This is a genomic window from Streptomyces sp. ISL-96, assembly GCF_018614035.1.
Taxonomy (GTDB): Bacteria; Actinomycetota; Actinomycetes; order Streptomycetales; family Streptomycetaceae; genus Streptomyces.
In genome coordinates this window covers 22,790-34,155 of the sequence record NZ_JAGGPA010000075.1, presented here as the reverse complement: position 1 = coordinate 34,155, position 11,366 = coordinate 22,790, and the positions used below count along the sequence as shown (strand labels likewise).

12 protein-coding genes and 1 other RNA gene are annotated in these 11,366 nt (G+C 68.5%); 6 read left to right on the top strand and 7 right to left on the bottom strand.

Annotation, left to right across the window (positions count from 1 at the left end):
• The first annotated feature begins 44 nt into the window (after positions 1-44).
• Positions 45-454: RNase P RNA component class A (gene rnpB, locus J7E96_RS33715), an RNA gene on the top strand.
• A 211-nt stretch (positions 455-665) separates the two neighbouring features.
• Positions 666-983: a nuclear transport factor 2 family protein gene (locus J7E96_RS33710; RefSeq protein WP_251070818.1), complete on the top strand. Its 318-nt coding sequence runs from the start codon at positions 666-668 to the stop codon at positions 981-983.
• Here J7E96_RS33710 and J7E96_RS38960 read toward each other — a convergent pair.
• A complete protein-coding gene (locus J7E96_RS38960; RefSeq protein WP_374196752.1) occupies positions 937-1,188 on the bottom strand; it encodes a ComEA family DNA-binding protein in 252 nt (83 codons plus the stop codon). The genes J7E96_RS33710 and J7E96_RS38960 overlap by 47 nt on opposite strands.
• Between J7E96_RS38960 and J7E96_RS37935 the strand changes: the two genes are divergently transcribed.
• Positions 1,090-1,347 carry a hypothetical protein gene (locus J7E96_RS37935; protein WP_251070817.1) on the top strand — a complete coding sequence of 86 codons (258 nt, stop codon included), beginning with the start codon at positions 1,090-1,092 and terminating at the stop codon, positions 1,345-1,347. The two genes, J7E96_RS38960 and J7E96_RS37935, sit on opposite strands and share 99 nt — an antisense overlap.
• A 418-nt stretch (positions 1,348-1,765) precedes the next feature.
• On the opposite strand, the gene J7E96_RS38610 is transcribed toward J7E96_RS37935, so the two are convergent.
• From J7E96_RS38610 to J7E96_RS33685, 4 genes are all read right to left on the bottom strand, one after another.
• The gene (locus J7E96_RS38610; protein WP_215137157.1) at positions 1,766-2,377 is read right to left on the bottom strand and encodes a thermonuclease family protein; all 612 of its coding nucleotides are present in this window, start codon (positions 2,375-2,377) and stop codon (positions 1,766-1,768) included.
• Positions 2,378-2,900: 523 nt separating this feature from the next.
• Positions 2,901-3,353 (bottom strand): lamin tail domain-containing protein, encoded by a 453-nt coding sequence (locus tag J7E96_RS33695; RefSeq protein WP_215137155.1) that lies wholly within the window; start codon positions 3,351-3,353, stop codon positions 2,901-2,903.
• An 83-nt stretch (positions 3,354-3,436) separates the two neighbouring features.
• Positions 3,437-4,327, bottom strand: a complete 891-nt coding sequence (locus J7E96_RS33690) for a PhzF family phenazine biosynthesis protein (protein ID WP_215137153.1) — start codon at positions 4,325-4,327, stop codon at positions 3,437-3,439.
• A gap of 44 nt (positions 4,328-4,371) precedes the next feature.
• Positions 4,372-5,124 carry an SDR family oxidoreductase gene (locus J7E96_RS33685; protein WP_215137152.1) on the bottom strand — a complete coding sequence of 251 codons (753 nt, stop codon included), beginning with the start codon at positions 5,122-5,124 and terminating at the stop codon, positions 4,372-4,374.
• A gap of 92 nt (positions 5,125-5,216) precedes the next feature.
• Here J7E96_RS33685 and J7E96_RS33680 point away from each other — a divergent pair, with 92 nt between their 5' ends.
• Positions 5,217-6,863 (top strand): alkaline phosphatase, encoded by a 1,647-nt coding sequence (locus J7E96_RS33680; protein ID WP_374196749.1) that lies wholly within the window; start codon positions 5,217-5,219, stop codon positions 6,861-6,863.
• Here J7E96_RS33680 and J7E96_RS33675 read toward each other — a convergent pair.
• Positions 6,860-7,867 (bottom strand): Gfo/Idh/MocA family protein, encoded by a 1,008-nt coding sequence (locus J7E96_RS33675; RefSeq protein ID WP_215137150.1) that lies wholly within the window; start codon positions 7,865-7,867, stop codon positions 6,860-6,862. The genes J7E96_RS33680 and J7E96_RS33675 overlap by 4 nt on opposite strands.
• 80 nt (positions 7,868-7,947) lie before the next feature.
• On the opposite strand from J7E96_RS33675, the gene J7E96_RS33670 reads away from it, so the two are divergent.
• Entirely contained in the window at positions 7,948-9,240 is a 1,293-nt protein-coding gene (locus J7E96_RS33670) for a Bcr/CflA family multidrug efflux MFS transporter (RefSeq protein ID WP_215137147.1), read from the top strand.
• A 19-nt stretch (positions 9,241-9,259) separates the two neighbouring features.
• On the opposite strand, the gene J7E96_RS33665 is transcribed toward J7E96_RS33670, so the two are convergent.
• Positions 9,260-9,490 carry a hypothetical protein gene (locus tag J7E96_RS33665; protein ID WP_251070816.1) on the bottom strand — a complete coding sequence of 77 codons (231 nt, stop codon included), beginning with the start codon at positions 9,488-9,490 and terminating at the stop codon, positions 9,260-9,262.
• Between the two features lie 285 nt (positions 9,491-9,775).
• Between J7E96_RS33665 and J7E96_RS33660 the strand changes: the two genes are divergently transcribed.
• Entirely contained in the window at positions 9,776-10,231 is a 456-nt protein-coding gene (locus J7E96_RS33660) for a hypothetical protein (RefSeq protein ID WP_251070815.1), read from the top strand.
• Positions 10,232-11,366 lie beyond the last annotated feature (1,135 nt).

The following is an 11,366-nucleotide window of genomic DNA, read 5'->3' as shown; positions in this document are numbered from 1 at the left end:
GTCAACCCGGCCGACCTGGCGGGTAGCATGGTCGGCACGGCAGACGAGCCGGGCGGACGGCCGCGTGGAGATCTTCGGATCTTCCCGAGGAACGTCCGGGCTCCACAGGGCAAGGTGGTGGCTAACGGCCACCCGGGGTGACCCGCGGGACAGTGCCACAGAAAACAGACCGCCGGGGGCCGTATCCGTACGGGCCTCGGTAAGGGTGAAACGGTGGTGTAAGAGACCACCAGCGCCTGAGGTGACTCAGGCGGCTAGGTAAACCCCACCTGGAGCAAGGTCAAGAGAGGCCGTCGCAAGACGGCCTTGCGCGGACGATCGAGGGCTGCCCGCCCGAGTCCGCGGGTAGACCGCACGAGGCCGGCGGCAACGCCGGTCCTAGATGGATGGCCGTCTCCCCGGCCGCCGCGAGGCGACCGGGCGACAGAACCCGGCGTACAGCCCGACTCGTCTGCCGCCCTTGACCTGCCCCAGGTCAGGGCAGGCGCTCGCCATTTGTCGTCGGCCGGCGGGAGAGGACCGCACGGCCAGTTGAGCGTAATGCCGCAACGGGGCACATCCCAGGGCGCCGACGACCTGGTCGCAGCCGCCGCAGGTGCGCGGGCCGGTGAGTGTGCGCATCCTTGACGACGGCGCCGAAACGAATGAGGAGACTCCCCGTGGTCATGTCTGTCGATCAGCTTTCGGAGCCGGCCGTGCGCGCGTTCGTCGCAGCGGTCAACGCCAACGACCGCGCGGCCTTCCAGGACGCTCTGGCCCCCGCGGCCACCATGTCTGACGACGGGACCGAGAGGGACCTGGCTGAGTGGACGGAGCGGGAGATCTTCTCCTCGGCCGGGCACATGGACGTCGAGTCGGAGAGGGCGGGCGGCCGTTCCTTGCTGGTCCGCTACCGCAATGAGGCCTTGGGCGAGATGCGCACTGCCTGGGACTTCATCATCGACGGCGGAAAGATCGCCCGCTTCGAGACGGGGCAGGCCTAGGCGGGTCCGAGGCTATTCGGAGGAAGACGAACCGTTCCGCGAGTTCGTCCGCGAGCCCCTGCGGCAAGTCGGCATAGGCCTCCAGCTCCTCGACGAAGTCGAAGCCATGGTGCTCGACGCGGGCTTCGGCCACCCGTTCGGCCATTTCCGGTGTGAAGCCCGGCAGCGCGGCAAGAACCGCGACCGGTGCGTGGTTGACATCCACGAGGCCGCCGTCGTCGTATCGCCGGGGGAGATCTGGTCGGCCGATCAGCAGTTCTCGTGCGAGGGCGGGATCACGTTCGAGGAGGCGCCGGGCTTCGGCCCGTCGCCGCCGACGTTCGAGAGCGTCGTCAATGGCAGGATCCACAGCTCCAGGCGCTGACTGAGTGGGGCGGGGCGACCACGTGGGCTCCGCGACCGGGTCTCTCTTGCTCGTGCGATAGCTGTGGGCCGGGTCAACCAGCCGTGGCCGAGTCACGAACGTGGCTGTGAGGCCGCCGCCTATCAGCGCGACAATAATCCACGTGGCCACAGTGCTCGAGGTTGAGCCATCGGGCGAGTCAACGAGCGAAAGCGCGATGACCGTCATGATCAGCGCTACGAAAGCGCTGAGAGCGAGACCGAGCGACCTCAGCCGGTGCACCGCCCACCCGAGTACGAACAATGTGCCCAGCCCGAGCGTGAAGAGGGGTATGAGCGCCCATAGGACGCTCCCGGTGGGGCTCATCTTCCCGGCTGGGACACCGGAACCACGCATAGTTCGGTCCTCCAGGATTTCCGGAGACTGGGATCAGTTCAGCTCATTCGCAACCGATGCCGTCTCCGTCACGGTCGAGGCGGTGGGGGTCGTCGGAGCCGACCATGACGGGGCCCGGGAGGTCCGAACAATCGAGGTCCGGGCCGGGCGGTGGGCCGGGGGGATAGGCGCCCTCGGGGACGGTCGGCTCCGGGATGTCGGCGGGGGGCGTGGTGTCGGCCGGTGGGGGAGTGTCGGGGGGTGTGGGAGTTTCTGCTTCCGTGCCGCAGGCGGACCAGAGGCCTGAGTCATTCAGCTCGGCGGCGTCGCCGGCCTGCGAGACGGTCGGCCAGTGCTTGTCATTGGGTTCGAAGAGAACCGCCTCGGCGTGCCCCGTACGCACCAGGGATTCGTTGACGAACTCGCCTTGTTCATTCCAGACGTACAGCAGGTAGCGGTCGTACCTGTCCTTGAGGTCCTTGTCCCGTTCGATACGAACCGTCGAGCCCACGGGCAACAGCTGCTCTGTGCGTGCGGTTGCTTCGTCGCTGTAGCAGGCTCCTTCCTCAGGGGCGTCGATCGCCAGAAGGCGTACGCGCAGTGCTGACTCCCTAGGGAGGATTTCGCCGTCGCCGCTGACCTCGATTGTGTCGCCGTCAACTATTCGCTCGACCACGGTCGATCGGCTCTCGGTGACGGGTGGTTCGGGAGGCTTACTCTCCGTTTCTTCCTCCCTCTCCTCTCTTTCGCCGTGAGGGGCGGGCTCATTTGGAGGAGAGGGCTCTGGAGAGCGCTTGGGAGGCGGCTCAGGGCGTGGCTTGGGGGGGAGGTGGCTCAGGAGGTGGCTTGGGGGGAGGCTCTTCGCGGGGTGAGGTGGTGCCCTCGCGTGGCGGCGGCGTGTCCTCGCTTGCAGGGGCGGTGTCTTCGCGTGGCGGCGGGGTGTCTTCGCGCGGTCTGGTCTCTTGCGACGTGACGGCACCGCTGTCGTCGTTCTTCTGGCCCACGTCGTTTCCGCCGCCGCATGCGGCAAGGGCGGTGCCCGTGGTCAGCGTGAGGGCGAGGACGGCGGTGGTGAGCGGCCTGCGGTTCATGGCCCGCATCTTCTTCCGTGCGCGCAGGGCCCGTGACCGTCATTTTCCACCCTGACCAGCGGCGGCGGCAATGCCCCTCTTCCGGGGGATTGCCGCCGCTGCGGTTCGTCAGTGGCAGTACTTCGTGCCGTTGTTGCTCGTCGTCCAGGAGCATGAGTCCAGCTGCGTGCCGCTGGGCTTGATCAGGCGGGCCTTGTCGCTGGTGTTGTTCCAGACGTACGAGCCGCGGCCCCAGTAGCGGTCGGCCGCCGTGTTCGTGCCCTTGCCCGTGTGGACGCGGACCGTCTTGTAGGCGCCGATCCGGTACGTGCCGAAGGTGTACGTGTGGTTCGCGTTGTCCTTCAGCTTGTAGCCGCTGAGCTGGATCGCCGAGCCCGTGTTGTTGTGGATCTCGACCCACTCGGCGTTCAGCGAGGTGTTGCTGCGGTTGTCGCTGCCCGGGCTGTTGTACTGGATCTTCCCGAGGTGCAGTCCGCCCTGGTGCGCGGCCGCCTGAGCGGGGGTGGCGACGACGAGCAGGGACGCCGCTGCGGCGGCGAGAGCGGCAACATGTATGCGCAAGGTGCACTCCGTGTGTGTGAATTGTGAAGAGGAGTAGGAGTATAGGGGCGCACCCTGCGCAACGACCCGGTCCGGTCAGGGGTTTACGCGTTCGGGCCGCCGGACACCTTTTCCGGGATGCGTGCGCCCGCGCCGCCGACCCTGATCCGCGCGTCGTCCGCGCGGAGTTCGACCGTCAGGACGCCGGGGCGTCCCATGTCGACGCCCTGGTGCAGGGTGAGCGTCGAATCCGCCGGGACCAGGCCCAGTTCGCGTACGTACGCCCCGAAAGCCGCCGCCGCCGCGCCCGTTGCCGGGTCCTCGACGACACCGCCCACCGGGAACGGGTCGCGGACGTGGAACGTCGTCGCGTCCTCCCGCCACACCAGCTGCACCGTCGTCAGGTCCAGGCGGCGCATCAGCGCGGCCAGCCCCTCGAAGTCGTACGCCAGCCGCGCCAGCCGCTCGCGGGTCGCCGCCGCCAGGATCAGGTGCCGGGCACCCGCGTACGCGATGCGCGGCGGGAACGCCGGGTCCAGGTCGGCGGCCGGCCAGTCCAGCGCGGCCAGCGCCTCCGCCACATCACCCTCCGCCACGTCCTCGACGCGCGGCTCGACGCTGGTGAGGGTGGCGCGGTACGTACCGTCGGCGCTCTCCGTCACCTTCACCGGGACCGTACCGGCCTGCGTCTCGAAGACCAGGTCGCCGGGGCGCCCCTGGTGCTCGGCGAGCGCGAGAGCCGTCGCGACCGTGGCATGGCCGCAGAACGGGACCTCGGCCTTCGGGCTGAAGTAGCGGACGGTGAAGGCGCGTCCGGGCTCCAGTTCCTCCGTGAGGAACGCGGTCTCGCTGTAACCCAGCTCGGCCGCCACGGCGAGCATGCCCGCCTCGTCGAGCCCGGCCGCGTCCAGGACGACGCCCGCCGGATTGCCGCCCTCCGGGTCGGTGGAGAAGGCGGTGTAGCGAAGGACGTCGGTGTGAGTGGATGACTTCATATCGCGCCCAACGGCGGAAGCCGCTCAGGTGTTCCCGTGATCGTTCAGCCTCGCCCGACGTACGGCATCGTCGTCGCCAGCACCGTCGCGAACTGCACATTCGCCTCTAGCGGGAGCTCCGCCATGTGCAGCACCGTGCGCGCCACGTCCCGTACATCCATCACCGGCTCCGCCATCAGCTCACCGCTCGCCTGGAGGATTCCGGCCTGCATGCGCTCCGTCATGTCCGTCGCCGCGTTGCCGATGTCGATCTGGCCGCACGCGATCCGGTACGGCCGGCCGTCGAGGGACAGGGACTTGGTCAGGCCCGTCATGGCGTGTTTGGTGGTCGTGTACGCGATGGAGTGCGGCCGGGGCGAGTGCGCCGAGATCGAGCCGTTGTTGATGATCCGCCCGCCCTGCGGGTCCTGATCCTTCATCTGCCGGTACGCCGCCTGCGCGCACAGGAACGCGCCCGTGACGTTCACGTCGACGACCGCGCGCCACTCCTCGTACCTGATGTCCTCCAGCGGCACACCGCGAGGCCCGAACGTACCCGCGTTGTTGAAGAGCAGGTCCAGGCGTCCGTATTGCTCGCGTACGGCGGCGAAGAGGGCGTTCACGTCGTCCGGAATCGACACGTCCGCCTGTACGCACAAGGTCTCGCCGCCCGCTTCCTGCGCGGTCTCTTCGAGGGTCGCGGTACGCCGTCCTGCCAGCGCCACCGACCAGCCCGCCCCGGCCAGGGCGATCGCGACGGCCCGGCCGATGCCCGAGCCCGCTCCGGTCACGACGGCGGTCTTCGTCTGAGGGTTCATGGCCCAGCAGCGTACGTGACACGTACATGAAAGCGCGGCGACGCCCCGTGCCACTCCAATACCTCTGACAACAGCCGTCAGGGGAGGGGCAGATGACAATCACACCGGTCGTACTGGGCGCATCGGCCACATCGGGTCACGGCCACGAAATGCGGGCCGCCGCACGGCACATCCACCGCCGCAGGTTCCTCACCGTCACCGGAGCGGCCGCCGCGCTCGCCTTCGCGACGAATCTCCCGGGGACCGCCCAGGCCGCGGAGTTCGACGCCAAGAAGATCGCTGACGACCCCTTCACCCTCGGCGTCGCGTCCGGGGACCCCCTTCCCGGCTCCGTACTCCTGTGGACGAGACTCGCCCCGAAGCCGTACGAACCGGACGGTGGCCTGCCGCAGGCCCGCGTCCAGGTGCGCTGGGAACTCGCGCACGACGCCCGCTTCAGCCGCACCGTCCGGCGCGGCCACGTCACCGCGCACCCCGAGTTCGACCACAGCGTGCGGGTCGAGGCGGGCGGGCTCGAACCCGGCCGTGTCTACTACTACCGCTTCCGCGCGGGCGACTGGATCAGCCCCGTGGGGCGTACGCGCACGGCTCCCGCCCGCGACGCGCACATCGGCGAGCTGCGGCTCGCCGCCGTCTCCTGCCAGGCGTACCACGACGGCTACTTCACCCCGTACAAGCACCTCGCGGACGAGGACCTCGACGTCGTCTTCCACCTCGGCGACTATCTGTACGAGTACGCGGTGAACGGCGTCGGCGGCGCCCGCGCCTACACCGACCGGCGGCTGCCCGCGCACTTCAACCGCGAGACGGTCACGCTGGAGGACTACCGGCTGCGGTACGCCCTCTACAAGTCCGACCCGGACCTGATGGCCGCGCACGCCGCGCACCCCTTCGTCGTCACCTGGGACGACCACGAGACCGAGAACAACTACGCGGGCGGAACCCCCGAGAACGACGTACCGCCCGAGGAATTCCTGCTGCGTAGGGCGGCGGCGTACCGCGCCTACTGGGAGAACCAGCCGCTGCGCGCCCCGCAGCGGCCCGACGGCGCCGACATGCGGCTCTACCGGCGGCTGCGCTTCGGGCGGCTCGCGCAGTTCGACATCCTCGACACCCGCCAGTACCGCTCCAACCAGGCGTACGGCGACGGCTGGCAGCTGCCGGGTCCCGAGTCCGAGGACCCTTCGCGCACCATGCTGGGTGCGGAGCAGGAGCGGTGGCTGATCGACGGCTGGCGCGAGTCGCGGGCGCTGTGGAACGTCGTACCGCAGCAGGTCACCTTCGCCCGGCGGCGCAGCGTGGGCGACCCGAAGGTCAGCATGGACGCGTGGGACGGCTATCCGGCCTCGCGCAAGCGGGTGCTCGACGGGGCGGAGGCGGCGGGCGTCGACAACCTCATGGTGCTCACCGGCGACGTCCATGTCTCGTACGCCTTCGACCTGAAGAAGGACTTCGAGGGAGCGGACTCACGCACCGTCGGCACGGAGTTCGTCACCACCTCCATATCCAGCGGCAAGGACGGCGCGGAGCGGCCCGCCAACTACGACCGGCTGATGCAGGGCAACGCCCACCTGAAGTTCTACAACGGCAGGCGCGGCTACACGACGGTCACGCTCGGCGAGGACGTGGCGCGCGCGGACTTCCGGACGGTGTCCGCGGTGACGACGCCCGGCGCGCCGGTGACGACGGCGGCGTCGCTGGTGACGGAGGCGGGGAACCCGGGCCTGAAGCCCGCTTAGCGTTCGTCGCCCGGGTACCGGACGCCGATGCGGTCGCGTACCGCGTCGAGTGTCCGCATGACGGCGAGGCTGCCGTCCAGCGGCACGAGCGGCGACTCCTTCTCGCCCGCGCGCAGGCAGCGCATGACCTCGGCGGCTTCGTACTGGAGGCTGTGACGGCTGTCGATCCCGGCGGTGAACTCCTCCGGGTCCTGAGCCCCGTTCCGGTGCAGCACAAACCGGTCGGGGTAGAAGAAGCCGCGCCCGAGCTCGATCCGGCCCTTCGTCCCCGTCACGGCCGCCGTGATAGGGGTGTCGGCGGTGATGGAACAACTCAGCAGCGCCGTCGCACCCGAATCCCACCCGAGCAGCATGCCGGTGTTCAGGTCGACGCCCTCCGGCGACAGGAGTGCGTCCGCCTGTACGCGGTCGGGCTCGCCCAGCAGCAGATGCGCGAACGACACCGGGTACACGCCGAGGTCAAGGAGTGCCCCGCCGCCGAGCGCGGGGTCTCGCAGCCGGTGCTCGGCGTCGAACGGCCCGGCGAGCCCGAAGTCGGCGTGTACGGTCCGTACTTCACCGATCGCACCGTCCCGCACCAGCTCCGCCAGCCGCCGGACGACGGGGTTGCAGTACATCCACATCGCCTCCATCAGGAAGCGGTCCTGGCGCCGGGCCACGGCGACCAGCTCCTGCGCCTCGCGCGAGTTGAGCGTGAACGCCTTCTCGCACAGCACCGCCCGTCCCGCCTCCAGACACAGGGCGGCGGCCTCCCGGTGCGCGGAGTGCGGGCCGGCGACGTACACGACGTCGATGTCCTCGTCCGCGGCGAGCTCCGCCCAGCTTCCGTACGCCCGCGGTATCCCGAACCGGTCGGCGAACGCCTTCGCCTTCTCCGTCGTACGGGACGCGACCGCGACGACCTCCGCGCCGTCGGTCTCGCGCATCGCCATCAGGTCCGTGGTGAACGACGAGGCGATACCGCCTGTCGCCAGCACGCCCCACCGTACGGTTTCCTTGCTCATCCCAGCCCCCAGGAAAAAGGTCTCGACCACTCTGGACGAGCTGAGAGCATAGGTGCAGATTCAACGAAATGGAGATGCGAATGCCGGAGACAGGCCAGTCCACGCAAGGTCACATATCCGGCACGGGGGCGGAAAGCGCAGCCCCAGCCGCTTCCGCCCGCACGGCCCGGCGCACAAGCCTCCTGGTCACCCTGGTGCTCGGCGGACTGACCGCACTGCCCCCGCTCTCCATGGACATGTACCTCCCGGCCCTCCCCGAGGTCACGCGATCCCTGCGCTCGCCTGCCGCGACGGTGCAGCTCACGCTGACCGCGTGCCTGGCCGGCATGGCGCTGGGGCAGCTGGTGGTCGGCCCGATGAGCGACAGGTTCGGCCGCCGGAAGCCGCTTCTCCTCGGCATGCTGGTGTACGTCGTAGCCACCGCGATCTGCGCCTTCGCGCCCTCCACCGAGCTCCTGATCGCCTTCCGCCTGCTCCAGGGGCTCGCGGGGGCGGCGGGCATCGTGATCGCGCGGGCGGTGGTCCGTGACCTCTACGACGGCGTGGAGATGGCGCGCTTCTTCTCCACCCTCATGCTGATCTCCGGGGTCGCGCCGGTCATCGCGCCTGTCATAGGCGGCCAGGTACTCCGCCTCACGGACTGGCGCGGCATCTTCGTAGTCCTCACCGGCGTCGGCCTCGTCCTCACCCTCGTGGTGTGGAAGTGGCTGCACGAGACGCTGCCGGTGGAGCGGCGGCACGAGGGGGGCGTGGGCGAGGCTCTCCGTACGATGCGCGCCTTGTTCGCGGACCGCGTGTTCACCGGCTACGTGCTGGCCGGCGGCCTCGCTTTCGCGGCGCTCTTCGCGTACATAGCCGCGTCCCCCTTCGTCGTCCAGGAGATCTACGGCGCGTCGCCCCAGACGTTCAGCCTGCTCTTCGGCATCAACTCGGTCGGCCTGATCGTGGTCGGCCAGATCAACGGCAAGCTGCTGGTGGGCCGGGTCAGCATGGACAAGGTGCTGGCAACGGGGCTGATCCTCATCGCGCTGGCGTCCCTGGCCCTGCTCCTGATGACTACGGGCGTATTCGGCAGGGTCGGCCTCGTGCCGGTCGCGGCCGGCCTCTTCGTACTGATGTCGTCGATGGGCCTGGCCCTCCCCAACACCAACGCCCTGGCCCTGATGCGCACCCCGCACGCGGCGGGCTCGGCGTCCGCGCTGCTCGGTACGTCGTCGTTCCTGATCGGCGCGATCGCGTCGCCCCTGGTCGGCATCGCGGGCGAGTCGACGGCGGTCCCGATGGCAGTGGTCCAACTGACGTGTGCCCTGGCATCACTGACGTGCTTCGCGGCCCTGTGCCGCCCGTGGCGACGCTCGCCCGCCTCGGTGTGACGGCCGGGCGCAGGGCGCGTCAGCGCGTGTACCGGGCCACGGTGTACGCAGTCGCCCCGGTGAGCCCGGTACCCCCGGACTCACCGACCATCTCCACGACCTCAAACCCTGCGGCTGCCGCGTAACGCTCCAGCTCCCGCGGGAACAAAACACGCCGCCGGATCACGTCCTGGGCCTCGCCCCCGGAGGGGAACACCCATCTCCGGTACATGGTGTTGACTTCACGGTCAGCCGCCGTGGCTGCGCTCATTGCCCGTGCGGAGCTTGGTGTTCAGTTCAGTGGCAAGGCCCTCTTGCTCCTCCTCGCGTCAGGGAGCGTGGATTGCGCTATAGCTCCAATTAGGCCACTTGTTCGAACTTCGGGCATGTTGTACGCATCGATGTGGCGTGCCTGCTCTTGACGTCTACAAAGGGGTGCCTACGGCGCATGGACCAGGGTGAAGGCAACCAGGAGTGATCGATCCCTTCCGTGGAGCTTTGCTCGCAAATTTGGTCAAATGGTGCGCAAAATGGGATTGGCGAGGAGGGATCAGCCATGAGCAAGCACCGCCGCCGAATCTCGTCAGCCCTCATCTCGGTGGTCGCGGCCGCAGGACTCACTCTTGGTACCGCATGCGGCAGCGATGAGAGCAGCACGCCTGCGCCGAACGGCGAGACCACCACCGAAAGGACACCGCCGGAGGAGAAGCAGGAACCGCAGGGCAAGAGCGAACGAGCGGACCTCGTCAGCTTCCAGCTCGACGACCGCTCACAGGCCGGAATCACCAACATCTGGCTCGTATGGACGATTAAGAACAACAGCAGCGAGAAGTCCAACTACTCGTGGGACTGGGAGGCGGTCGACGCCAGCGGCACCCGGTTGACGAACGGATCTCAGTTGGAGACCAACGTGCAGCCTGGCCAGACCGCGAAGGGCGAGTACCCCACGACGCTTAAGAGCACGGAGGGAGTCAAGCTCAACATCACCAGCTTCAACCGCACAGCCGGTTAGTGACCAGGCGTGACGTGGGCACGGGGCGGAGTCAGCCCAGGTCGTAGTCGTGCTGACGCGGCCCCAGTTCCCACCTGAACCACCTCCTCATGCGGCAAGGCGGCGGAGGCGCCCCTTTCCGCTCTCGGCGGGTGGGCCCTTCGCGATCAACTGTCATCGCTCACCGTTGTGCGTTCCTTTGCGTGAGACTGGCGTACGACCTCGCCAAGAAATCGGCTTGGATCGAGGTCAACGCGGCCGGGACTGCCGCAGTTTGGCTGGGCCGTCGGCGTACTCAGGGGGCGCCACGCAGGCCCGCGTGACCAATGCCGGCGCGGCCTTCGGTGGGTTGTGGTCAGAGATCGGGCAGCCGTGACGGACTTGCCGGACTGCCCTTTTGGCGCGCCACCCTTCGCCACTCATCGCCGTACTTACGCGCCACCCTCACATCGCTCTGACCTGCAGAAAATCTCGAAGAGGCACTGAATTCGCTACGCGCCGCCATGGGGCGCAGTGGACTCGCGCCACCCCATGACCTGGGAAAACGTGAACGGGCCGCCCGGCGGTCACTCAGCCCATCTGTAAAGTGAGTGCAACGACGAGCGCCAGTTGTTGAACGAACTCCGCGACCGCTCGGAGTCTCCGAAACTCCCGCGTGCACAAAGGCCCGACTTCGGCGGTATCCGAAATCGGGCCTCGCGCGAGGGGACCGTGAGCCCGGCCGACTAACAGGCGGCCGGGCTCACTTCTGCCCGACCAAGCGTCCGGTTCACTAGTGGTTCACCACCTCGTCAGTGGATGAACCGCTCGATACACCCCGCGATGGCGGTAACCGCGGTGAGGGCCGCAACGGTTGCCTGAAGCCAGCCTCGTGGCTGGCGCCCCCGGCACCCGAACCTCAATTTCTTCGGTTGCACCATCAGATTCAGCTCTCCCCTCTCATTCCCCCGACCAAAGTCGGGTCCCTGCTCACGGCGAGCAGAGCGCTCAGGGAGAGATAGAGCCGAACTCCACGCAACCTACCTCGCGCCAACCGCCGTATTGGGCGACCGCGGCCAACCGCCAGGGTTCGCCAGGGGGCGCCACAATGTGAGCCACTGGGACGGTGCGAGGCATGAACCGGAGATGGACATCGCTGCCACGGGGGCTTTCAAGG